The organism is Halomonas sp. LES1, assembly GCF_031846005.1.
Taxonomy (GTDB): domain Bacteria; phylum Pseudomonadota; class Gammaproteobacteria; order Pseudomonadales; family Halomonadaceae; genus Halomonas.
Genome location: NZ_JAVRGC010000003.1, coordinates 363,142 through 386,746, shown reverse-complemented (window position 1 = coordinate 386,746; position 23,605 = coordinate 363,142). Strand labels below are relative to the sequence as shown.

Sequence of the window (23,605 nt, the reverse complement as noted above, 5' to 3'; positions counted from 1 at the left end):
GATGTCGGCTCAGGCCTCGTGGCGCAGCATGGGGCCGACCGGGTGGGCGCAGGCCGGGTCCTGGTTCGCCGGATTGTTCACACGTCTTGATACCGGAAAAGCGCCCAACAGTTCCCTGGGCGCCGGCGCCAGCATGGCCTGGGCCGCCTCACTCGGTGTCTGCGGATCGAGCCAGCGCCGTGCCTCGGCAGGCGGTATTGCCGCCGGGAGGCGATCGCTGAGCGGTGCCAGCAGGCCGTTGGTCGGCACGGTGATCAGTGCCATGGAGTCGGTGTGTTCGGCCAGGCTGGTGTGGAAGCGACACCAGAGCGCGGCCAGCAGCAGCGGGCCGCGGTCCACTCGTGTGACCAGGAAGGGCTGCTTGAAGCGTGGCTGGGGCTTCCATACGTAGATGCCGGTGGCCGGGATCAGGCAGCGCCTGGCGTGGAAGGCCTCGCGGAACATGCGGCGCGACGCCAGGGATTCGGCGCGGGCGCAGTGGGGCGCGTGGTCCAGCACCTCCAGCCAGGGGGGCGTCAGCCCCCAGAACAGTTGACCCAGGCGCGGCCGTCCCGCTTCCAGGCGAATGCCCGAGAGCATGCGCCGGGGGGCCAGGTTGGCACCGGTCAAGAGGGGCGTCTCCATCACCAGGTCGGGCACGAGCTGGCTGATGTCGATCGGGGCGATATGCAGTCGGCCGGCCATGGGATCTCCGGGTCTATGTAATGTCAGGGTAACATGACTATCGAAAACAGTGTTCGATGTGCGCTATCCTTGGGGTCCTTCACGCAACTGCCTGCTTCGGCACGCGAGGAACTCGATGGCTCGTCCCAGACAACATGCCCCCGAGGCGCTTCATGCCCAGGTAATGGCGGCCTGTGATGCCTGGTTGCAGAACAACTCGGTACACGGCCTCTCGCTGCGTGCGCTGGCCCGTGAGGTGGGGTGCGCGCCCAGTACCCTGCTCAAGCTCTATGGCAGCTTTCATAACCTCCTGCAGCACGTCAATATCGAGACCCTTGGGCATCTGCGCGAGGTGGTCGAGCCGCTGGCCGGCCAGTCAGCACCGGAGGAGCGGCTGCGCGCCCTGGCGCGTGCCTACTGGCAGTTTGCCCAGCGCGAAGCGTATCGCTGGCAGCTGCTGTTCGACTTCCCGCTGGCCCAGGAGGGAGAGCTGGATCAGCGCCAGAACGAGATGATCGAGGCACTCTTCCTGCGTGTCGAAGCCACCCTCAAGGAGTACCAGCCGGCCCTGGATGATCTCGAGGCGCGCCGGCTGGGGCGCACCCTCTGGGGCAGCGTGCATGGCCTGGTACAGCTGGGCCTGAACGAGCGGCTGGGCTACTGGCAGGGCCAGCAGCTGGAAGTGGGGGAGCTGCTCGACCAGCTGCTCGACACCATCCTCGCCGGCCTGAGGGCCAGGTAGGTGTCGACGTGACGGCGTTTAGCTGGTTCCTGATCGCCTGTGTGGCGCTGTGTATCGTCTGGTGGGTCATGCAGGCGCCGCGCCCGGCGGTGCGCCTGCTGGTCTATCTGCTGGTTCGCCTGATCTATCGGCTGCGCCTGACGGGGCTCGAGCACCTTCCCGAGCGTGGGGCGGCCCTGGTGGTGTGCAACCACGTCAGTTTCATGGATGCCCTGGTGCTAGGTGGCGCGAGCCCGCGACCGCTGCGCTTCCTGATGGACAAGCCGATCTATGACTCACCCTGGCTCAACTGGCTGTTTCGGCTGGTGGGGGCGATTCCCGTTGAGTCGGAGCGCCGCGATCCAGGTGGTCTACGCCGGGCGATGGAGGAGGTGAGTCGAGCGCTGTGCGATGGCGAGGTAGTGATGCTGTTTCCGGAGGGGCGTCTGACAGCGAATGGCGAGGTGCAGGAGTTTCGCCGCGGCCTGGAGCTGATCCTCGCCCGTGACCCGGTGCCGGTGATCCCGGCGAGTCTCTCCGGGCTCTGGGGCTCATGGACCTCTCACTGCCACGGCCGTGCGCTGAGTCAGCGACCGCGGCGTTTCCGCGCCCGAGTGGTGCTGCAGCTCGGCGAGCCGCTCTCACCCGGGGCGGCGACTCGTTGCCAGCTGGAGGCACGGGTTCGGGAGCTCAAGTGCGTGGGGGATGCCTCGATCCAGCCGGCGGTCGAACACCAGATCCAGAGTCGCTAGGGGCATGTGCCTGGCGTCGCGCTTACCGCGGGGCCAGCCAGCAGCGTGCCGCGGTGATCAGGTTGTCACGCACCGCCTGGATCTCCATGCGCACGTCGCCCACCTGTAGCGAGGTGGGGCCCTCCGGAAACCCCTCCAGGTGTTCGAGGATCAGGCCATTGAGCGTCTTAGGGCCGTCGGTAGGCAGCTGCCAGCCCAGCGACTTGTTGATGTCGCGGATATTGGCGGTGCCCTCTATCACCACGCTACCGTCCTCCTGGTGCCGGATATCCTCCTGCATGCCTGCCACACCGGTGGTGAACTCGCCGACGATCTCCTCGAGAATATCCTCCAGGGTCACCAGGCCCTCCACGTCCCCATACTCGTCCACCACGATGCCGATACGCCGCTTCTGCTGCTGAAAGTGGAGCAGCTGGGTGTGCAGCGGATTGGACTCGGGGATGAAGTAGGGCTCCCGAGCCTCCTGGACGATGGCGGCCTTGGTCACTTCGCCCCGGGAGAGGAAGCGTGCCGCATTGCGCAGGTGCAGCAGACCGATGATGTTGTTGATGTCGCCCTTGTAGACCGGCAGCCGGGTGTGCTGGCTGGTGCGGATCTGGGTGAGGATATCATCGAGGTCATCGTCCAGGTTGATGCCGATCACCTCGTGGCGCGGCACCATGATGTCGTTCACGGTGACGTTCTCGAGATCGAGAATGGAGAGCAGCATCGCCTGGTGGCGATGAGGAATGAGGGTGCCCGCCTCGTGAACCACGGTGCGCAGCTCGTCGCGGGTCAGGTTGTCGCCATCCCCATCGATGCTGCGCACCCCGATCAGCCGCAGCAGACCATTGGAGATCACGTTGACCAGCCAGACCAGCGGGTAGAGCAGCTTGAGCAGTGGCTCGAGCACCAGCGAGGCGGGGAAGGCGATGCGGTCCGGTTTCACCGCCGCATAGGTCTTGGGCGTGACCTCGGCGAAGATCAGGATGGTGATGGTCAGCGCGGCGGTGGCGACGGCCGGGCCGGTGACGTCGCCGAGAAAATGGATGGCGATGATGGTGGCGATGGAGGCCGCCAGGTTGTTGACGAAGTTGTTGCCGATCAGGATGACGCCGATCAGCCGGTCGGGGCGAGCCAGTAGTCTGGCGACACGCTGGGCCCGTGCCTCCCCGCTGCTGACCCGGTGGCTGAGGCGGTAGCGGTTGATCGACATCATGCCGGTCTCTGAGCTCGAGAAGAAGGCAGACAAGCAGACAAGCAGGAACAGCAGGCCGAACAGCAATCCCAATGGGAAGTCGTCGCTCAAGTCGAAGAGTCCTCGGTCGCGGGTCAGGCTCGATTTGACGGGAGGTGGGCGCGCGGTGTCAAGGTGTCAGGAGGGCCGCTCAGCCGCGGTTGAGCAGCACTTCCAGCACGAAGAGGCTACCGAAGTAGGCTGCCAGCAGGACGGCGCAGCCGCCAAGGGTCCAGCGCACGGCACGCATGCCGCGCCAGCCCAGGCGGTGGTGGCTGAACAGCAGGATGGCGAAGATTACCCAGGCGGCCAGCGAGAGGATCGTCTTGTGGGCCAGGTGCTGGGCAAACATGTTGTCGAGAAACACGAAGCCGCTGAGGATCGCCAGGGTCAGCAGTGCCATGCCGGCCCAGATCAGCTCGAACAGCAGCCGCTCCATGGAGGTGAGCGGGGGCAGGGCCTGAACGATCCCGCGGATATGGTGGTGGCGCAGGGCGCGGTTCTGCAGACCCAGCAGAATGGCCTGCACGGCGGCGATGGCCAGCACCGCGAATCCCAGCAGGGAGCTGATGGCGTGGAGGGCGATGCCGGGAGAGAGTGCCTCGGCCGGGGGGGATGCCGGTACCGTGACAGCCAGCAACAGCGCGAAGCCCGCCAGCGGCAGGACGCCGACGGCGGCACCCAGTACCGGCTTGAACAGGCTGACACCCAGCAGTACCGCCACCGCCATGGCGCTGATCAGGACCATGCTGGTGTAGAGCCCCGGCAGTACCTGAGCCTCATGACCGAACAGGCTGACGACCAGTGGCAGGTGGCAGAGCAGGCCAAGCAGCGACAGGCCGCGTACCAGCATCGGCTGTGGCGCTACCCGGCGAACCAGGGTAAGTCCCTGCCAGGAGGCGGCGGCGAGATAGAAGAGAGAGGCCATTACGGCCAGGGCGAGCGCCTGCATGGGTTGCGATCCGTGCGCCTGTGGAAGTGGTCAGCATAAGGGTGGCATCTGTGCGGTTACTATACCCAATCACCCGGCTGGCGCACAGGCCTTGGAGCCTGGGTCAGGACGGGGTGCATGGAGACTCGCGGCCACAGCGCGTATAATCGCCCCCAACCTTCAGGCCATCGCACATGTGGAGAGGCCAATGTTTCAGAATCTCAGCGAGCGCCTGTCGCAGACGCTCAAGTCGATCAAGGGTCAGGCTCGCCTGACCGAGGACAATGTCAAGGACACCCTGCGCGAGGTGCGCCGTGCGCTGCTCGAGGCGGATGTCGCCCTGCCGGTGGTCAAGGACTTTATCGACCGCGTGCGCGAACGCGCCGTGGGCCAGGAAGTCTCCAAGAGCCTCTCGCCCGGTCAACAGTTCGTCAAGATCGTCCAGCAGGAGCTGGAGGCGACCATGGGCGAGGCCAACGAGGGGCTGACCCTCAAGGGCTCGCCGGCGGTAGTGCTGATGGCCGGCCTGCAGGGGGCGGGCAAGACCACCTCGGTGGCCAAGCTGGCGCGCTATCTGCGCGAGCGCGAGAAGAGGAAGGTGCTGGTGGTCTCTGCCGACGTTTACCGTCCGGCGGCCATCGACCAGCTCGAGACCCTGGCGAAGGAGGTCGAAGTCGACTTCTTCCCGTCGCGCTCCGACCAGCAGCCCGTCGCTATCGCCGAGGCGGCGATCAAGCATGCCAAGATCCAGTTCCACGATGTGGTGCTGGTGGATACCGCCGGTCGCCTGGCCATCGACGAGGCGATGATGGCCGAGATCCAGGCGCTGCATAAGGCGGTCTCGCCTCAGGAGACGCTGTTCGTCGTCGACGCCATGACCGGCCAGGACGCCGCCAATACCGCCAAGGCCTTCCATGAGGCGCTGCCGCTGACCGGGGTGATCCTGACCAAGGCCGACGGCGATGCCCGTGGCGGTGCGGCGCTCTCGGTGCGTCATATCACCGGCAAGCCGATCAAGTTCATGGGCGTTGGCGAGAAGGTTGACGCCCTCGAGCCCTTCCACCCGGATCGCGTGGCGTCGCGCATCCTCGGTATGGGCGACGTGTTGTCGTTGATCGAGGAGGCCGAGCGCAGCGTCGACAAGGGCAAGGCCGAGAAACTGGCCAAGAAGGTCAAGAAGGGCCAGGGCTTCGATCTCGAGGACTTCCGCGACCAGCTCCAACAGCTCAAGAAGATGGGCGGCATGGGCGGCCTGCTGGGCAAGCTGCCCGGTATGGGCCAGATGGCCGAGATGGCCCAGGGGCCCGGCCCCGAGAAGGAGATGGGCAAGCTCGAGGCGCTGATCAACTCCATGACGCCCCAGGAGCGTCGTAAGCCCGAGATCATCAACGGCTCGCGCAAGCGGCGCATCGCCGCCGGTGCCGGCCTGCAGGTGCCCGATCTGAATCGTCTGCTCAAGCAGCACAAGCAGATGCAGAAGATGATGAAGAAGGCGGGCAAGAAGGGCGGCATGCAGAACATGATGCGCGGCATGTCCGGCATGATGGGCGGCGGTGGCCCCGGCGGCATGGGTGGCATGGGGGGAATGGGCGGCCCCGGTGGCAAGCCCTGGCGATAAGCCCCGAGGCTTACGCAGTTACCGACAGGGTGATAGCGAAAGGCGCAGGGGACAACCCGGAGAGGGGGTCCGAGGACCAGGGGTGAGGAGTACTGCTCCGAACGGGCTGGCCAGGGATGGCCGAGGTAGCCCACAAGGAAGTACTCGTAGCGCCCCCTCAACGGCCTGTCGCCGGAACAGCCTTGAGCGGGACTGCCATCTGCGATAAGCCCGAAAAAGGTTCCCAAGCGGGACTGTTTTCCGTAGAATGCTGCGTCTTGACTGACAGGACCGCGAGTGTCGCGGTCATCGTCGTGACCGAATCCCAATCAACCGAAGGACTTAATAGGCCATGGTTACCATTCGTCTGGCTCGTGGTGGCGCCAAGAAGCGTCCCTTCTACCACCTGACCGTTACCGATTCCCGCAACGCCCGTGACGGCCGTTTCATCGAGCGTCTCGGCTTCTTCAACCCGGTTGCCCGTGGTCAGGAAGAGCGTCTGCGTGTCGATCTCGACCGTATCACCCACTGGCAGAGCCAGGGTGCCCAGCTCTCCGGCCGTGTTGCCGAGCTGGTCAAGGAAGCTCGCAAGCAGGCCTGAGGTCTGATGCGATGATTGTCTCGGTTCCGAGGTCGTCGATGAGCGAATCTGCAGAGGCTCAGCCCGCCGACGATCATGTGGTGCTGGGAAAGTTGACCAGCCCCTATGGCGTGAAGGGCTGGCTCAAGGTGTATTCGTACACCAGCCCCATGGAGGGCATCCTCGACTACCCCGAGTGGGTGGTGCGTCAGGGCGAGACGCTGAAGCGTTGTCGACTGGTGCAGGGGCGTCGCCACGGCAAGGGTCTGGTGGCCCGGCTCGAAGGCTGCGACTCCCGCGAGGCCGCCGAAGCGCTGGCCGGCGCAGAGATCGTGCTGCCCAAGGCAGAACTGCCCGAGCTCAGCGGCGACGATTTCTACTGGCACGAGCTGGAAGGCCTGCGGGTCGTGACCCGTGATGGCAGCGTGCTGGGCCGTATCGACCATCTCTTCGAGACCGGCGCCAATGACGTCATGGTCGTTAAGGGAAGTCTCGAGACGGATGCCATCGATGCCCGTGAGCGGCTGCTGCCGTTCCTGCCCGACGAGGTGATCCTCGAGGTGGATCTCGAAGATGGCGTGATGCACGTCGACTGGGATCCCGAATTTTGAAGGAATCCGGTGTGATGACGGCTGACTCTTCGCTATCCGAACGGGTGGCCGATATGTGGGTCGGGGTCGTCTCGCTGTTTCCGGAGATGTTCGAGGCGATCACCCGCTATGGCGTTACCGGTCGAGCAGTCGAGAAGGGGCATGTTGCGCTGGAGGTCTGGAATCCTCGCGACTTCGCCACCGACAGACATCGCACCGTGGATGACCGCCCCTATGGTGGCGGGCCAGGGATGCTGATGAAGGTCGATACCCTGCGTGCGGCGATTCATGCGGCCAGAGCCAGGGCCGAGCAGGTCACCGGGCAGCGTCCCAGGGTGGTCTACCTGTCGCCCCAGGGGCGACGGCTCGATCAGGCCGGGGCTCGGGAGCTGGCGGCCGGGCCGCCACTGGTCGTGGTGGCGGGGCGTTATGAAGGCATCGATGAGCGCGTGGTGGAGAGCGACATCGATGAAGAGTGGTCGATCGGTGATTATGTGTTGAGCGGCGGCGAGCTGCCGGCCATGGTGCTGATCGATGCCGCGGCAAGGCTGGTGCCCGGAGTGCTGGGTCATCAGGATTCCGCGGTCGAGGACTCCTTCAACGAAGGACTGCTGGACTGCCCGCACTACACTCGCCCCGAGGTGATCGACGGGCGTCAGGTGCCGGAGGTCCTGCTCAGCGGCAATCACGGTGCCATTCGGCGCTGGCGGCTGAAGCAGTCTCTTGGGCGTACCTGGCAGCGACGCCCCGACCTGCTCGAGGGTAGGGAGTTGAACAAGGAGCAGCGCAGGCTGTTGCAGGAGTTCCTCGAGGAGCACGCACTGCCCGCCAGATAGGGCAGGCGGAGGTGCGGGAGCGCTGAGCGATCGAGCTCACAGCCCCGCGTCACCCATTATCTCCCGCGCTCTCGAGAGCATTCGAGCGCCGGGATCACGACTCATCGGCAACCCAGGCGATCGATGAGTCAACGTTATCAAGGAGTCATTGTCATGAGCAGCAAGAACAAGGTGATCCAGGCGCTCGAAGCCGAGCAGATGAGCAAGGAGATCCCGACCTTTGCCCCCGGCGACACCGTTATCGTCCAGGTCAAGGTCAAGGAAGGCAGCCGTGAGCGTCTCCAGGCCTTCGAAGGCGTGGTGATCGGCAAGCGTAACCGCGGCCTGAACTCCGCCTTCACCGTGCGCAAGATCTCCCACGGTGTGGGTGTCGAGCGTACCTTCCAGACCTACAGCCCGCTGGTCGACTCCATCAGCGTCAAGCGTCGCGGTGACGTGCGCAAGGCCAAGCTCTACTACCTCCGTGAGCGCAGCGGCAAGTCTGCACGCATCAAGGAAAAGCTGGCCTGAGGCCAAGGCCTCCGAGCCCTCGGGTCGGGGCGCTGCCCCGGCTCGATCGAAAACCCCGTCACCGCTCTCGCGGGGCGGGGTTTCCTTTTATATGGCATGCCCAGCCGGAGAGTCTCATGAGTGAGGCCGACGAGACAGCCGTTATCGATACCTTTCTCGATGCCCTGTGGCTGGAGCAGGGGGGCAGCGAGCATACGCTGGCTGCCTACCGCCGCGACCTGACCGCCTGGGCGGCGCACCTTGCCGAGCTTGGCGAGGGGTTGCTCTCGCCAGGCGCCGGGAGCCTGCCGGCCTGGCTCGATGCGCGGCGTGCGGCCGGCTATCGGCTGCGCAGCAATGCGCGCCTGCTCTCCAGCCTGCGTCGCTTCTATCGTTGGGCGCTGGAGGCGGGGCGCATCGAGCATGACCCGCTGGCCGAGGTCAGGCTGCCCCGGGTGCAACCCAGTCTGCCCGAGACCCTTGAGGAGGCCGAGGTGGAGCGGTTGATCGCGGCACCGGATGTGATGACGGATCTGGGGCTTCGAGACCGCACCATGCTGGAAGTGCTCTATGGCACGGGGCTGCGCGTCTCGGAGCTAGTGGGACTGACCACCGATGCCGTGAATCTGCGCCAGGGAGTGGTCAGGGTGCGCGGTAAGGGGGACAAGGACCGCCTGGTGCCTCTGGGAGAGGAGGCCGTCCACTGGGTCACGCGCTACCTGCGCACCGCGCGTGGTGCCTTGATGCATGATGTCATGCGGCCGGCGCTCTTCCCGGGGCGTGATGACCGCCCGCTGACCCGGCAGGCCTTCTGGTACCGGATCAAGCATCATGCCAGGGTGGCCGGCATCGAGCGTTCGCTGTCGCCCCATACCCTGCGCCATGCATTCGCCACTCACTTGTTGAATCATGGTGCCAATCTGCGTGTCGTACAGTTGCTGCTCGGTCACAGTGACCTTTCCACTACCCAGATCTATACCCATGTGGCCCAGGCGCGCCTGGAGCGCCTGCATGCCGATCACCACCCACGAGGATGAATCATGACGACCCTTTCCCGGCTCCTTCTTATCGGGCTGTCCGCCGCGCCCATGGCCATGCTGCTCTCGGCACCAGCCCAGGCCCAGCAGGGTGAGGCCGAGCGACTTGCCGAACGGCTGTCGGTCAGCGGCCAGGCGATGCCGGTGCGTAGCGTCCGCGAGGCGCCGATGGAGGGGCTCTTCGAGGTGCGCCTGGAGACCGGCGAGCGCTTCTACAGCGACGCCGAAGGTGAACACTTTCTGGTGGGCGACCTCTACCGCAATGGCGAGCAGGGGCTGGTCAACCTGAGCGAGGAGAGTCGCAACGCCGAGCGTGCCGAGCGTCTGAGCCAGGTACCGGAATCCGAGCGGGTGATCTTCCGCGGAGCCCAGAGCCGCGCCAGGGTGATGGTATTCACCGATACCACCTGCCCCTACTGCCAGCAGCTTCACGAAGAGGTGCCGCGGCTCAACAAGCTGGGTATCGAGGTGCACTACCTGGCCTTCCCGCGTAGCGGCATGAGCGGCCAGGGCGCGCGTACCATGCAGCAGGTGTGGTGTGCCGACAATTCCGCCGAGGCGATGAGTGCCGCCAAGCGGGGGGATTCGCTTTCGACCCCCGCGGACTGCGACAATCCGGTCGAGTCACAGTATCATCTGGGACTCGAGCTTGGCGTTCAGGGGACGCCGGCCATTGTGCTGCCCGACGGTCGCCTGGTACCGGGCTATGTGCCCGCCGAGCGTCTGGCCGCCATGCTGGGTCTCGACGAGTAGGGCATCCCGCTCTGTCCGCACGCCTGCAGGCCAGGCGCTGGTGGCCGAGCGCCCTGGCCCGCCCTGGTGGCGGGCCGCCGAGCCATCTGGACACGACACGCTATATAACGAACTCGGACACACGAGCAGGAGTAATACATTGAAACCGGTGAGAGTAGGAATCTGTGGGCTGGGGACCGTCGGTGGCGGAACCTTCAACGTGCTGACACGCAACGCCGACGATATTACCCGGCGGGCCGGGCGACCGATTGCCATCGAGCAGGTCGCCTATCGCACCCCCAACCCCGAGTGTGATCTCACCGGCATCGACACGACCGCCGATATCTTCGAGGTGGCCAGCAACCCCAACGTCGACGTGGTGGTGGAGCTGATCGGTGGCTACGACGTGGCGCGTGAGCTGGTGCTTGCCGCCATCGAGAATGGCAAGCATGTGGTGACCGCCAACAAGGCGCTGATCGCGGTGCATGGCAACGAGATCTTCGCGGCCGCACACGAGAAGGGCGTGATCGTGGCCTTCGAGGCCGCGGTGGCCGGCGGCATCCCGGTGATCAAGTCGCTGCGCGAGGGGCTTGGCGCCAATCGCATCGAGTGGGTGGCGGGGATCATCAACGGTACCGGCAACTATATCCTGACCCATATGCGCGATGATGGGCGGGCCTTCGATGATGTTCTCGCCGAGGCCCAGGCGCTCGGCTATGCGGAAGCCGATCCGACCTTCGATGTCGAGGGCATCGATGCCGCCCACAAGCTGACCATCCTCGCCTCCATCGCCTATGGGGTGCCGCTGCAGTTCGAGAAGGCCTATACCGAGGGCATCTCCCGGGTCACCGCCGAGGATGTGGAGCAGGCCGACAACCTGGGCTACGTGATCAAGCACCTGGGGATCTCCAAGCGGACCGAGCAGGGCCTGGAGCTGCGTGTGCACCCCACGCTGATCCCCAAGGAGCGCCTGCTGGCCAACGTGCATGGCGTCAAGAATGCCATCGCCGTGATGGGCGATGCCGTGGGGCCGACCCTCTACTACGGCGCCGGTGCCGGGGCCGAGCCCACCGCCTCCGCGGTGGTGGCCGACCTGCTCGACGTGGCCCGTGATATCGCCACCGACCATCACTACCGGGTGCCCTACCTGGCCTTCAGTGGCATCAGCGAGGACGTCAGTCAGCTGCCGATCATGCCCATGGAGGAGATCACCACCGCCTACTACCTGCGGCTGCTGGCGGTGGATCGCCCCGGCGTACTGGCGCGGGTGGCGACCATTCTCTCCGAGCAGGGCATCTCCATCGAGGCGCTGATCCAGAAGGAGGCCACCGAGGGTGAACTGGTGCCGATCATTCTGCTGACTCACCGCACCCCCGAGAAGAGCATGAACGAGGCGATTCGCCAGATCGAGTCCATGTCCGATGTCGCCGGACCGGTGACCCGGATTCGTGTCGAATCCCTGGACGAGCAGGAATAACCCATGCGCTATATCAGTACCCGCGGGCAGGCGCCCGCACTCTCCTTCGAGGAGGTCGTGCTTACCGGCATGGCCAACGATGGTGGCCTCTACGTGCCAGAGCATGTGCCCGAGCTCTCCCAGGATGAGCTGGCGGCCATGGCCGGTCTCTCCTATGCCGAGATCGCCTTCCGGGTGATGAAGCCCTTCGTCAATGGCGAGATCGATGACGAGACATTCCGCGGGATCGTGAAGGAGGCGTATGCCACCTTCAGCCATGATGCCGTGGTGCCGCTCAATCAGCTCGACGCCAACCACTTTCTGCTCGAGCTGTTCCACGGCCCGACCCTGGCCTTCAAGGATGTCGCCCTGCAGCTGCTGGGTCGCATCCTCGACCACTTCCTCAAGAAGCGTGGCGAGCGGGCGGTGATCATGGGGGCGACCTCCGGCGATACCGGCTCGGCGGCCATCGAGGGCTGCCGCCACTGCGACAACCTCGATATCTTTATTCTCCATCCGTACAACCGGGTGTCGGAGGTGCAGCGTCGTCAGATGACCACGGTGCTGGCGGACAACGTCTTCAACGTCGCCATCGAGGGCAACTTCGACGACGCCCAGGCGATGGTCAAGGCGAGCTTCGCCGACCAGAACTTCCTGAACGGAACCCGGCTGGTGGCGGTAAACTCCATCAACTGGGCGCGCATCATGGCCCAGATCGTCTACTACGTGGCCTCCGCCGTGGCCCTGGGGGCGCCCCGGCGCAAGGTGAGCTTCTGTGTGCCATCGGCCAACTTCGGCAACGTCTTCGCCGGCTACATGGCCTATCGCATGGGCCTGCCGGTCGAGCGTTTCGTGATCGCCACCAACGCCAACGACATCCTGCACCGCACCCTGGCCGCCAACGACTTCTCGAAGAAGGAACTGGTGGCCACGCTCGCGCCCTCCATGGATATCGTGGTCTCCTCGAACTTCGAGCGCCTGCTGTTCGAGGCGTATGATCGCGACGGCAAGGCCGTGGATGCCCTGCTCGAGCGCTTCCAGGCCGAGCCCACGGCCCTGGCCGAGGCGCCGCTATCGCGCCTGCGTGAGCGCTTCGCCAGCCACAGCGTCGATGACAGCACCATCCTGGAGGTGATCCGCGAGGCGCACCATCGCACCCAGGAGATCCTCGACCCGCACACCGCCACCGGCTACCGCGCCGCCGAGCGCGAACGGGGTGACGAGAGCGTACCGATTATCACCTTGGCCACCGCCCACCCGGCCAAGTTCGCCGAGGCGGTGGTCAAGGCCGGTTTCCCGGGGGTGCCGCTGCCGCCGCATATGGACGACCTGCTGGAGCGTGAGGAGCGCTTCAGCGTGCTGCCGGCGGAGCTTTCTGCGGTGCAGAAATTCGTCGCCGAGAATCGCCGCTGAGGTCACCAGTGGCTATCAGCCTCGAGCCTGTATGCCGCTCGGGGCTGATCCGGCGACAGGCCTGCGAGGGGGCGCTGTGAACCCCTCCCTGGGCGCTACCGATGCCATCCCTGGCATAGGACCCCCTCTTCGGCCTATCCCCGGCGCCCCTCGCTGGGTCAGCGGCCTACAGTCACAGACTTGAACCAGAGGTGCTTGGCTTGAACGCCATACGCGACCCCAACGATCTGAACGAGCGCCTGAGGCCGCGCATACTGCCGCGGCCTCGGGATGCCGCGCTCTACGCCCGCGCCCAGCGCGAAGGGCTCAGCGAGCTTCAGGCTCGGGTGCTGGCCGGGCGTCTGCCGGGCTATCGGGGGGAGCTTGATCCGCTGGTCTCGCCCAGCCTGCGACACCTGGCCCACCCCGAGAAGCTGGCCGATGGCCGGCGTGCCGCCGAGCGCATCGCTCAGGCGGTGGTCGACGGCGAGCATATCGGCATCCTGACCGACTACGATGTCGACGGCATCACCTCCCATGTGGTGATCCGGCGCACCCTGCACGAGCTGTTCGGCGTGCCGGAGGCGAAGCTGCACAGCCTGATCGGTCATCGTATCCATGACGGCTACGGCATCAGTCTGCCCCTGGTGGAGCGAACCCTGGCCCTCAAGCCGCGGCCCAGCCTGGTGATTACCGCCGACTGTGGCAGCAGCGACGAGCCGCGTATCGCACGCCTGGCGGCCCAGGGCATCGAGGTGGTGGTCAGCGACCACCACGCGCTGCCGGTGGAGGGGCCGCCACCCTCGGCGCATGCCGTGGTCAACCCGACTCGCGACGACTGCGACTACCCCGACCCAACCATCGCCGGCTGCATGGTGGCCTGGCTGGTCATGTCGCTGACCCGCAGCGTGTTGATCGAGTGGGGTGTGCTGGCCCAGGCGACGCCCAAGCTCTCGCCCTGGCTCTCCTATGTGGCGCTGGGCACCGTGGCGGACTGTGTCTCCCTGGGCGGCAGCCCCGCCAACCGCGCGGTGGTGACCCACGGTCTGGCGCTGATCAACCGCATGGAGGCGGCTTGCTGGCGCGCCATGGCGCAACGGCTGGGCGCCGATAGCGTGCCCTTCGACGCCGAGACCCTGGGCTTCCAGATGGGGCCGCGGATCAACGCTCGCTCGCGCCTCGATGACCCCTATGCCGCCTTGCACTTCATGCTGGCGGCGGACGATGTCTCGGCGGCGCGGCATCTGGAGACGCTGGATCAGGACAACCAGTCGCGCAAGGCGATCGAGGCTGACATGGACGAGGAGGCGCGAGCGCTGGCGATGCCGGCGCTGAGCGCCGACGAGCCGGCCGTCGTGGTCTTTCTGGAGGATGGGCATGCGGGGGTGCAGGGCATCGTCGCCTCCCGGCTGGTGCAGGCCTACGGGCGCCCGGCGCTGGTGCTCACGCCGGCGGCCGCCCCCGGCATGCTGACCGGTTCGGGACGCTCCATCGAGGGACTGCATCTGCGCGATGCCCTGCAGCGCACCTTCGAGCTGGCCCCCGAGGCGTTGCCGCGTTTCGGAGGGCATCGTGGGGCGGCCGGCGTCGGGGTGCCCGCCGAGCGGCTCGATGCCTTCAAGGCCGCCTTTCTAACGGCGGTGGCCGAACAGCTGGGCGAGGCCGAGCTCTATCCCAGGATCCTGACCGATGGTGACCTGGCCCCCGAGCAGCTGAGCCTCGCGACCCTCGAGGAGCTGCAGGCGGTAGGGCCCTTCGGCCGCGAGTTCGATCCGCCGCTGTTTCAGGGCGAGTTTGTCGTCGAGCGCCTCCGCCCGGTGGGCGCCGACGGCACTCACCTGATGCTGGAGCTATCGCTGGGGGCGGTGACCCATCGGGCGATCTGGTTCCGGGCGCTGACGCCCGGCGAGGTGCCGGCCTTCGGGGTCGGTGACCGGCTGCGCTGTGCCTACAAGCTCAACCGCAATCGCTGGCGAGGCCGCGATAACCTGCAGCTGATGGTCGAGCACGCCGAGCAGGCCTGAGACAGCGGTTCAGCCCTTGCCCCAGAACCACCACACGATCAGGCCGATCAGTCCCAGCCCGGCCAGATTGACGATCAGCGTAACGAGCGTGCTCATGAGCGTGCCTCCTGCTGTTCTGATACCTGTGGCTGCGAAGCCTCGGCGGCGGAAGCGTTCTTGTCGGCGCCGCTGGCCGTGAACAGGCGCAGCCGGTTGGCGTTGCTGACCACGGTGATCGACGACAGCGACATGGCGGCCCCGGCGATCATCGGCGACAGCAGCATGCCGGTGAACGGATACAGCACGCCGGCGGCAATCGGGATGCAGACGATGTTGTAGCCGAAGGCGCCGGCCAGGTTCTGCTTGATGTTGGTGAGCGTGGCCCGGCTGATCTCGATGGCATCGGCGATGCCGTGCAGCGAGCCGCGAATCAACGTGATGCCGGCGCTCTCGATGGCCACATCGGTGCCCTGGCCGATGGCGAAGCCCACGTTGGCCCGGGCCAGCGCCGGGGCGTCGTTGATGCCGTCGCCGACCATGCCGACCACCTCGCCTTCACCCTGCAGGCGCTCGATCTCGGCGTGCTTGTCCTCGGGCAGCAGGCCGGCGCGGAACTCATCGATGCCCACGGCGCGGGCAATGGCCCGGGCGGTGTGCTCGTTATCGCCGGTCAGCATGACGATGGTCAGACCGTCGTCATGCAGGCGCTTCACCGCCGCCACGGTGTCGTGGCGCAGCGGGTCGCTGACGCCGAAGATGGCGGCCAGCTCGCCGGCCACGGCCAGATACACCACGGTACGGGCGTCGTCCTCGAGCCGGCTGGCGAAGTCGCGTCCCGTCGCCAGGTTCACGTCGTTTTCTTCCATCAGCTTGGCGTTGCCCAGCAGCAGGGTTTTTCCCTCGCCCCCGCCGTCGCCGGTTGTTGTCACGGACCGGGCCGTGACACCGCGGCCGGTGATGCTGTCAAAGTCGCTGACCTGGCTGTCGGCCGCATCGCGCTCTTCCGCGTAGGCAAGCATGGCGGTCGCCAGCGGGTGTTCGGAGCCGCGCTCCAGCGCCGCCACTAGCCCCAATACCTCCTGCTCATCGCCGGAGAGAATCTCTGCCTCGGTGACCCGCGGCTTGCCCTCGGTGAGGGTGCCGGTCTTGTCCACCACCAGGGTGGATAGCTTGCTGGCCGTCTGCAGCGCCTCGCCGTTTCTCACCAGCACGCCGTGCTCGGCGGCCTTGCCCACCCCGATCATGGTGGAGATCGGCGTCGCCAGCCCCATCGCGCAGGGGCAGGCGATGATCAGCACCGTGGTGGCGGTGACCAGCATATGAATGACCCGCGGCTCGGCGCCGAAGTTGAACCAGGCAAGCGCGGTGAGCACGGCGAAGATCATCACCGCGGGCACGAAGACGCTGGAGACCTTGTCGACCAGATCGCCAATCGGCGGGCGCGAGTTCTGGGCGCTGGCCACCTGCTCGGTGATCTGCCCCAGGCGGGTATCGCTGCCCACCCGGGTGGCGCGATAGACCAGGCCGCCGCGACCGTTGACGGTGCCGGCGCTGACCTCGTCGCCCTGGCCCTTGACCACCGGCAGCGGCTCGCCGGTGAGCATCGACTCGTCGATATGGCTCTGGCCCTCGGTCACCTCGCCATCCACCGGCAGGCGCTCGCCGGGGCGCACGCGGATATGGTCGCCCTGGCGCACGTCGTCGATATCGACCTCGCGCTCCTCACCGTCGCGAATGACCCGGGCGGTCTTGCTCTGCAGGTCGAGCAGGCGCTTGAGCGCATCGCTGGTGCGGCCCCGGGCCTTGAGCTCCACGGCGTTGCCCAGCAGGATCAGGCCGATGACCATGGCCGAGGCCTCGAAATAGATGCCCCGGGCGGCCTCGGGCAGCCAGCCGCCGAGAAACACCACCGCCATGGAGTAGAGCCAGGCGGTGCCGGTGCCTATGGCCACCAGGGTGTCCATGTTGGCCTGGTGATGGCGGGCGTTTTTCCAGGCGTTGATGAAGAAGTGCCGGCCGGGAAAGGCCATGATCAAAAGCGTCAGCAGGCCGATCACGCCCCAGTAGAGGCGACCGGCGCCAACGGCCTCGGGGTGATAGAAGAACATGCTGGCCATCAGCGGCACCGCCAGCGCCAGCGACCAGAAGCTGCCGTGCAGGCGCTTTCTATACAGGCGCTGCTCCTTGTCGGCGCGGCTGGCCTCGGCCTCGCGCATGTCGACGATGGGCTCGGCGCCGTAGCCGACGTCCTCTATCGCGGCGATCAGCGCGTCTTCGTCGGCGCTGCCGTGAACCTGGGCGGTGTGGGTGCCGAAGTTGACCGACGCCGTGGCCACGCCCGGCGTCTTTTCCAGCGCCTGCTGCACGCTCTTGACGCAGCTGGCGCAGGTCATGCCGCTGATCGCCAACCGCTGGGTGGCGGTGCGCTCACTATCGGCCGCCTCTGGCTTGGCCGCTGCCTCGTCGACAGGTGCCTCACCCTGTTCGGCAGAGGGTGCCGCGTCACTCTCCGCTGCCGCCTCGCCCGTCGGATAGCCGGCCTCGCTCAACACGCGGTCCAGTGTCTGGCCATCCAGTCGGGTTACCACGTCAAGGCGCTTCTCCGCCGGCTCACCGACCACCTCGGCGTCCGGGTCCTCGGCCTGGATCGCCTCACGCATGCGTTTGACGCAGCCCTGACAGCTCATGCCGGGCACCTGGCGCTCGTGCTGCAGTGGACGGTCCGCCGGAGGGTAGCCGGCCGCTTGAAGGGCGTGGTCGAGCTGCTCATCGTCGAGGCGGGTGGTGACCGAGAGGCGCTGCTCATCCGGCTCACCGACCACCTCGGCACTCGGGTCCTCGGCTTGAATCGCCTCGCGCATGCGCTTGACGCAGCCCTGGCAGCTCATGCCGGGGATCTGGCGTTCGAGGGTAGCGTTCATGGCTCCTCCTTTGGGGCGTGCTCGTCGGCGCGACGCTTTGCATCGCCCCGCAGCGGTTCGGGAAAGCTCTCGATCAGCCGGCACAGGCTGTGGCCGTCCGGGGTGCCATCGGGCATGCCGGCCCAGGTCTCCAGCGCCTGCTCCATGCGCTCGGCCAGCGCCTGCAGCTCGGCGATGCGCGCATGGATCTGTGGCAGGCGACTGGCCAGCAGGTCGCGCACCATGGGGCAGGGCGAGTCGCCGTGATCGGCGTGATCGAGGATCTCGCGTATCTCGGCCACACCGAAGCCCAGGGTGCGGGCGCGCTGAATAAAGCGCAGCCGCTCCAGGTCGACCTGGGTGAATAGCTGGTAGCCGTTGTCGGGGTGGCGCTCGGGGTGCAGAAGCCCCTCGCGCACATAGTGGCGCACGGTCTCGGCGGTAACGCCGGCCCCCTTCGCCAGTTCACTGACCTTCATGACGGTATCTCTCGAGAGTGGCATACTTGCAGTGTAAAACCTTTGGGTAACACAAGGGTCAAGCCGTCGTAGTACAGGGCACGCGTCGTTGCGGCATATGTTGCGAGGTGTTGTGTAACCCACTGAAAGTTCACAATATCAAACAGCTGTGCGACCAAAGTATTAGCGGATTCGGCATTAAAACGGTCGTTTGGGGTTGAAACGAGCGTTGGCATACGCGAAAAGGGGAGGGCACGCGCCCGCCTCCGGGGAGAGGCAATGCCAGCGCCAACGTAACAACAGCACCGCAAGGGATGGATCTCATGAAGAACAAGTTCAATCGCCTGACCCTCGCCGCCGCCGTGACGGCCGCCGCCTTCACCAGCCAGGCCCAGGCCGGTGGCTTCCAGCTTAACGAACAGAGCGTCAGCGGCCAGGGCTATGGCCATGCCGGGCGTAGCTCCAACGTTCAGGATGCCACCATCGTCTTCGGCAACCCGGCGGGGATGTCATTTCTGGATCGTGCCCAGCTCTCTGCCGGTGCCACCTATCTGGTCGTCAATAACGATATCAGCAATGTCACCGCCACACGCAACGTCGATTCTGGCGTTGCCATGGGTGGCATGCCGAATGGCACTCAGGTGCCGGCAGGGCCCATACCGGGCGGTAACGAGGGCGATATGGTCGGCAACAAGGCGATTCCCTTCGCCTTCTATGCCCATCCGGTCAATGACAGGCTGGCTTTCGGCTTCGGGGTCTACGCGCCCTTCGGCTCCAAGACCGACTACGAGGATGACTTCCAGGGTCGCTACTTTGGCAACTACACCGAGGTCACGGTGGTCAGCGCGCAACCGACGGTCTCCTATCGCTTCAATGAGCAGTGGTCGATCGGCGCCGGCATCACCTACAACCAGGTGGAAGGCGAGCTGCGCCGTCAGATCCCCAGTGTTCAAAGCTATGACCCAGCGGGCGATGTCGATGCACGTGTCGACGGCGACGACGAGGCCTGGGGATACAATATCGGCGTGATGTACCAGCCGGTGCCGGAGACCACCCTGGGGCTGACCTACCGCTCTGAGGTCGAATATGAGCTTGAGGGTGACTTCAAGGCCACTGACCCGATGGGTAATGTTGTCAGGTCCGACAACGCCTATCTCGATCTCACCACGCCTGAGACCGTCAACTTCTCCGTGACCCAGCAGATGACCGACAGGCTCAAGCTGATGTTCGGTGCCTCCTGGTCGCGCTGGAGCAAGTTCCAGGAGATTCGTGTTACCGGTGATACCATTCCAGAGATTACCAATGAGACCCAGAACTACAGCAATGCCTGGGCCTTCGCGGTGGGGGGCGAGTACCAGCTGAATCCCCAGTGGGTGCTGCGGGCCGGCCTGTCGCTGGATGAGACCCCGAGCAATGATGAGCACCGCAGCGTGCGGATTCCCTCGGATGATCGCCGCATCTTCTCGCTGGGAGCCGGCTGGACACCGACTGAGGCGCTGACCATCGACTTCGCCTATTCCTACCTTACCGAGCACACCACTCGTATTGAGCAGACCCGTGCTGACCACCTGGCAAGTCCAGCAACCGGTGGTGTGCCGGTTGGAGGTGCCACGTACGCCGCCGACTACAAGAACGAGGCCCATGGCTTCGGCGCTCAGCTGACCTACCGCTTCTAAGCGATAATCCGCCAGGCGCATGACAGAGACCCCGGCCCTGGCCGGGGTCTTGACGTCTGGGGTGGGCTCAGGCGGCCGCCTCCTCCAGGAAGGCCGCCCGCATCAGCTCCCGGGTGTAGGGCTCGCGGGGCGCCTGGAACAGTGCCTCGGTGTCGCCCTGCTCGACCACCGTACCGTCTTTCATCACCAGTACGCTGTCGGCCAGGGCCCGCACCACCGCCAGGTCGTGGCTGATAAACAGGTAGGTGAGGCCGTGTTTCGCCTGCAGATCGCGCAGCAGCGCGATCACCGTGGCCTGCACCGATCGGTCCAGGGCCGAGGTGGGCTCGTCGAGCAGCAGGAACTCGGGCTTGAGCACCAGCGCGCGGGCGATGGCGATGCGCTGGCGCTGGCCGCCCGAGAACTCGTGGGGATAGCGGTGGCGCATCGCCGGGTCGAGGGCGACATCGTCGAGCGCCTCCCGCACCCGCGCGTCTCGCTCGCGCCGGCCGAGCTCCGGGGCGTGTACCCGCAGGCCCTCGCCGACGATCTCGCCTACCGTCATGCGCGGCGACAGCGAGCCGAAGGGATCCTGGAAGACCACCTGCATGCGTGAGCGCAGCGGGCGCATGCCACTACTGTCGAGGCCCTCCAGGGCGGTGTCGCCGAAGCGGATCTCGCCCCGACTCTCGAGCAGGCGTAGCAGGGCGCGACCCAGGGTCGACTTGCCGGAGCCGGACTCGCCGACGATGCCCACCGTCTGCCCCCGGCGGATGGCGAGATCGATGCCGCGCACCGCCTCGAAGTAGTCATCGTGTCCGAAGAGTCGCTTCCTGAGCGGGAAGCGCACCCGCAGATCGTGGGCCTCGAGCAGCATGGGGGAGTCGGCCGGTACCGGCGCCTTGCGCCCGTGGGGCTCGGCGTCGATCAGCATGCGCGTATAGGCGTGGCGAGGGGCCTTGAACAGGGCGGCGGTCTCGCCGCTCTCCACCCGCTCGCCGCGACGCATCACACAGACCCGGTCGGCGAAGTGGCGCACGATGCCGAGATCGTGGGTGATAAACAGGATCGCCATGCCGTAGCGGCGCTGCAGCTCCTTGAGCAGGGTGAGGATCTGCGCCTGGACGGTGACGTCCAGCGCCGTGGTCGGCTCGTCGGCGATCAACAGCTTCGGCTCGCAGGCCAGCGCCATGGCGATCATCACCCGCTGGCGCTGGCCGCCGGAGAGCTCGTGGGGGTAGCTCGCCAGCCGCCGCTCGGGCTCGGGGAGGCCCACCTGCTCGAGGAGCTCGAGGGCACGGGCCCGGGCGGCACGGCCGCGCAGCGTGGTGTGCTTGGCGAGCACCTCGATGATCTGGCGGCCCACTCGATGCAGCGGGTTCAGCGAGGTCATGGGCTCCTGGAAGATCATCGATATCTCGTTGCCGCGGATCTGGCGAAGGCGCTTCGGCGCCACTTTCAGCAGGTCCTCGCTGCCCGCCCCGCCGTGCCAGCGGATGGCCCCGGTGGGGCGGGCGAGCGTCGGCAGCAGCCCCAGGGTGGCGGTGGAGGAGACCGACTTGCCGGAGCCGGACTCGCCGACCAGCGCCAGGGTCTCGCCCTCGTGAACGGTGAAACTCAGATCCTTGACGGCGGCGACGCTGCCGTCCGGCAGGTCGAACTCGACCCGCAGGCGATCGATCTCGAGCAGTGGCTGTGACATGAGGCCTCCTCGCGGGTCGTTATCGTGTTTTCGGGTCTAGGGCATCGCGTAGCCCGTCGCCCAGGAAGTTGAGACACAGAAGGGTCGTCGCCAGGAAGGCGGAGGGCACCAGCAGCATCCAGGGGGCCGTCTCCATCATGTCCTTGCCCTCGCTGATCAGTACGCCCCAGCTGGTCAGCGGTTCCTGCACGCCGAGCCCCAGGAAGGAGAGGAAACTCTCCAGCAGGATCACCTTGGGCACGGTCAGGGTGACGTAGACGACCACCGGGCCCAGGGCATTGGGAATCAGGTGGCGGGTGACGATGGTATGGCGGCGTACCCCCAGTGCCTGGGCGGCCTCGACGAACTCGCGGCGCTTCAGCGCCAGCACCTGGCCGCGCACGATGCGCGACATGTCGAGCCACTCCACGGCGCCGATGGCGGCGTAGATCAGCAGGATGTTGCGGCCGAACACCACCATCAACAGGATCACGAGGAACATGAAGGGCAGCGAATACATGATGTCGACGAAGCGCATCATCAGGGTGTCGACGCGCCCGCCCAAGTAGCCGGCGACGGCGCCGTAGAGCACGCCGATCACCAGCGAGACGAAGGTGGCCACCAGCGCCACGGAGAGCGACACGCGGCCGCCGTGGAGCACCCGGGTCAGCAGGTCGCGGCCGTTGGCGTCGGTGCCGGCGCAGTGGCCGCCTTCGAGGCTCGGGGCGGCGAGAAAGGCGTTCCAGTCCACCTCGTCCAGTGTCCAGGGGGTCAGCCAGGGGCCGGCGATGCAGGCCAGGGTGACCAGGGCCAGCAGCGCCAGGCTGGCGGTGGCGGCGCGGTTCTGCTTGAGCCGGCGCCAGGCCTCGCGGGCCAGGCTGTCGCCGGCGATATCGGGGGTCGAGAGGGTGGTATCAGTCGTCATAGCGAATCTGCGGGTCCAGGGCCGAGTAGAGCAGGTCGACGAGCAGGTTGAGCAGCACGATTAGCGCGCCATAGAACACCACCGTGCCCATCACCAGGGTGTAGTCGCGGTTGAGGGCGGCCTGCACGAAGTAGCGGCCGATGCCCGGAATGCCGAAGATCTGCTCGATCACCACCGAGCCGGTGATGATGCCGGCGATGGCGGGGCCCAGGTAGGAGACCACCGGCAGCATTGCCGGGCGCAGGGCGTGGCGCCAGATCACCTCGGTCTCCGTCAGCCCCTTGGCGCGGGCGGTGCGGATGAAGTGGCTGCCGAGGATCTCGATCATGCTGGCGCGCATCATCCGCGCGATGTAGGCGATCTGCTGGATCGACAGCGCCACCACCGGCAGCACCAGGTTGGACCAGGCGCCGTCGTTCCAGCCGCCCACCGGCAGCCAGCCGAGGAACACGCCGAACACCAGCGCCAGCAGCGGGGCGATCACGAAGTTGGGCACCGCCACGCCGGCAAGCGCCGTGCCCATCACCAGGTAGTCGATTGTGGAGTTGCGCCGGAGCGCGGCGATCACCCCCAGCGGCAGGCCGATCAGCAGTGCCAGGCCGATGGCCCAGAGGCCGAGCTCCAGGCTTACCGGAAAGCCCTGGGCGACCAGTTCGGTGACGGTGAAGTCCTTGTACTTGAAGGAGGGACCGAGATCGCCCTGCAGCAGGTTGCCCATGTAGATCAGGTACTGCCGCCACACCGGCTCGTCCAGGTGATAGGTGGCCAGCAGGTTGGCCTCGATCTCCGGCGGCAGCTGGCGCTCGCCGTCGAAGGGGCCGCCCGGGGCCAGGTGCATCAGGAAGAACGACAGGGTGATGACGATCCAGAGCGTCGGAATTGCCTGCAGCAGGCGCGTCAGGGTATAGCGGAGCATGATGGGGCCTCGCTTCCCGGGGCTCGGGCCCCGGGAAAGGTCGCAACATTAGGGGAAGGCGCTTTCGCCATTCGG

Annotated in this window: 21 protein-coding genes; 13 read left to right on the top strand and 8 right to left on the bottom strand. The window is 66.3% G+C overall.

Annotated features, from left to right (window positions below):
- Positions 1-9: 9 nt before the first annotated feature.
- A complete protein-coding gene (locus RM463_RS09095) occupies positions 10-684 on the bottom strand; it encodes an SOS response-associated peptidase (RefSeq protein ID WP_195687882.1) in 675 nt (224 codons plus the stop codon).
- A gap of 115 nt (positions 685-799) precedes the next feature.
- Here RM463_RS09095 and RM463_RS09090 point away from each other — a divergent pair, with 115 nt between their 5' ends.
- Both RM463_RS09090 and RM463_RS09085 read left to right on the top strand, forming a co-directional pair.
- Positions 800-1,405 (top strand): TetR/AcrR family transcriptional regulator, encoded by a 606-nt coding sequence (locus tag RM463_RS09090; RefSeq protein WP_195687881.1) that lies wholly within the window; start codon positions 800-802, stop codon positions 1,403-1,405.
- Positions 1,406-1,473: 68 nt separating this feature from the next.
- Positions 1,474-2,136 (top strand): 1-acyl-sn-glycerol-3-phosphate acyltransferase, encoded by a 663-nt coding sequence (locus RM463_RS09085; protein ID WP_195687895.1) that lies wholly within the window; start codon positions 1,474-1,476, stop codon positions 2,134-2,136.
- A 22-nt stretch (positions 2,137-2,158) separates the two neighbouring features.
- On the opposite strand, the gene RM463_RS09080 is transcribed toward RM463_RS09085, so the two are convergent.
- Complete coding sequence (locus tag RM463_RS09080; protein ID WP_195687880.1) at positions 2,159-3,424, bottom strand: HlyC/CorC family transporter; 1,266 nt, start codon at positions 3,422-3,424, stop codon at positions 2,159-2,161.
- 79 nt (positions 3,425-3,503) lie between these two features.
- A complete protein-coding gene (locus RM463_RS09075) occupies positions 3,504-4,304 on the bottom strand; it encodes an inner membrane protein YpjD (RefSeq protein WP_195687879.1) in 801 nt (266 codons plus the stop codon).
- Between the two features lie 187 nt (positions 4,305-4,491).
- Here RM463_RS09075 and ffh point away from each other — a divergent pair, with 187 nt between their 5' ends.
- The 10 genes from ffh to RM463_RS09025 all read left to right on the top strand — a co-directional run bounded on the left by ffh (position 4,492) and on the right by RM463_RS09025 (position 15,016).
- A complete protein-coding gene (ffh, locus tag RM463_RS09070) occupies positions 4,492-5,901 on the top strand; it encodes a signal recognition particle protein (RefSeq protein ID WP_195687878.1) in 1,410 nt (469 codons plus the stop codon).
- 331 nt (positions 5,902-6,232) lie between these two features.
- Positions 6,233-6,481, top strand: a complete 249-nt coding sequence (gene rpsP / locus RM463_RS09065) for a 30S ribosomal protein S16 (protein ID WP_195687877.1) — start codon at positions 6,233-6,235, stop codon at positions 6,479-6,481.
- A gap of 38 nt (positions 6,482-6,519) precedes the next feature.
- Positions 6,520-7,071: a ribosome maturation factor RimM gene (gene rimM, locus RM463_RS09060; protein ID WP_195687876.1), complete on the top strand. Its 552-nt coding sequence runs from the start codon at positions 6,520-6,522 to the stop codon at positions 7,069-7,071.
- 53 nt (positions 7,072-7,124) lie between these two features.
- On the top strand, positions 7,125-7,886 hold the full coding sequence (gene trmD / locus RM463_RS09055; RefSeq protein WP_195687894.1) for a tRNA (guanosine(37)-N1)-methyltransferase TrmD: 762 nt from the start codon (positions 7,125-7,127) through the stop codon (positions 7,884-7,886).
- Between the two features lie 153 nt (positions 7,887-8,039).
- Positions 8,040-8,396, top strand: a complete 357-nt coding sequence (gene rplS, locus RM463_RS09050; protein WP_195687875.1) for a 50S ribosomal protein L19 — start codon at positions 8,040-8,042, stop codon at positions 8,394-8,396.
- 116 nt (positions 8,397-8,512) lie between these two features.
- On the top strand, positions 8,513-9,412 hold the full coding sequence (gene xerD, locus RM463_RS09045; protein ID WP_195687874.1) for a site-specific tyrosine recombinase XerD: 900 nt from the start codon (positions 8,513-8,515) through the stop codon (positions 9,410-9,412).
- 3 nt (positions 9,413-9,415) lie between these two features.
- On the top strand, positions 9,416-10,165 hold the full coding sequence (locus RM463_RS09040; RefSeq protein WP_229332948.1) for a DsbC family protein: 750 nt from the start codon (positions 9,416-9,418) through the stop codon (positions 10,163-10,165).
- A 139-nt stretch (positions 10,166-10,304) separates the two neighbouring features.
- Positions 10,305-11,621, top strand: coding sequence for a homoserine dehydrogenase (locus tag RM463_RS09035; RefSeq protein ID WP_195687873.1), 1,317 nt, complete (start codon positions 10,305-10,307; stop codon positions 11,619-11,621).
- A gap of 3 nt (positions 11,622-11,624) precedes the next feature.
- Positions 11,625-13,013: a threonine synthase gene (thrC, locus tag RM463_RS09030; RefSeq protein WP_195687872.1), complete on the top strand. Its 1,389-nt coding sequence runs from the start codon at positions 11,625-11,627 to the stop codon at positions 13,011-13,013.
- A gap of 209 nt (positions 13,014-13,222) precedes the next feature.
- Positions 13,223-15,016, top strand: coding sequence for a single-stranded-DNA-specific exonuclease RecJ (locus RM463_RS09025; RefSeq protein ID WP_409228554.1), 1,794 nt, complete (start codon positions 13,223-13,225; stop codon positions 15,014-15,016).
- Positions 15,017-15,108: 92 nt separating this feature from the next.
- Here the strand turns inward: RM463_RS09025 and RM463_RS09020 are convergent, their stop codons facing one another.
- Positions 15,109-17,916: a heavy metal translocating P-type ATPase gene (locus RM463_RS09020; RefSeq protein ID WP_409230096.1), complete on the bottom strand. Its 2,808-nt coding sequence runs from the start codon at positions 17,914-17,916 to the stop codon at positions 15,109-15,111.
- Complete coding sequence (locus RM463_RS09015; protein ID WP_195687870.1) at positions 17,913-18,374, bottom strand: MerR family transcriptional regulator; 462 nt, start codon at positions 18,372-18,374, stop codon at positions 17,913-17,915. The genes RM463_RS09020 and RM463_RS09015 overlap by 4 nt, the downstream gene beginning before the upstream one ends.
- Before the next feature lie 302 nt (positions 18,375-18,676).
- Between RM463_RS09015 and RM463_RS09010 the strand changes: the two genes are divergently transcribed.
- Positions 18,677-20,029: an OmpP1/FadL family transporter gene (locus RM463_RS09010; RefSeq protein WP_195687869.1), complete on the top strand. Its 1,353-nt coding sequence runs from the start codon at positions 18,677-18,679 to the stop codon at positions 20,027-20,029.
- A 67-nt stretch (positions 20,030-20,096) separates the two neighbouring features.
- Here RM463_RS09010 and RM463_RS09005 read toward each other — a convergent pair whose 3' ends face one another.
- From RM463_RS09005 to oppB, 3 genes are read right to left on the bottom strand one after another with little or no spacing between them, the layout of a single operon-like run.
- Positions 20,097-21,710, bottom strand: coding sequence for an ABC transporter ATP-binding protein (locus tag RM463_RS09005; RefSeq protein ID WP_195687868.1), 1,614 nt, complete (start codon positions 21,708-21,710; stop codon positions 20,097-20,099).
- A gap of 19 nt (positions 21,711-21,729) precedes the next feature.
- Positions 21,730-22,614, bottom strand: coding sequence for an ABC transporter permease subunit (locus tag RM463_RS09000; protein ID WP_311429812.1), 885 nt, complete (start codon positions 22,612-22,614; stop codon positions 21,730-21,732).
- Complete coding sequence (oppB, locus tag RM463_RS08995; protein ID WP_195687866.1) at positions 22,604-23,530, bottom strand: oligopeptide ABC transporter permease OppB; 927 nt, start codon at positions 23,528-23,530, stop codon at positions 22,604-22,606. The genes RM463_RS09000 and oppB overlap by 11 nt, the downstream gene beginning before the upstream one ends.
- Between the last annotated feature and the right edge of the window lie 75 nt (positions 23,531-23,605).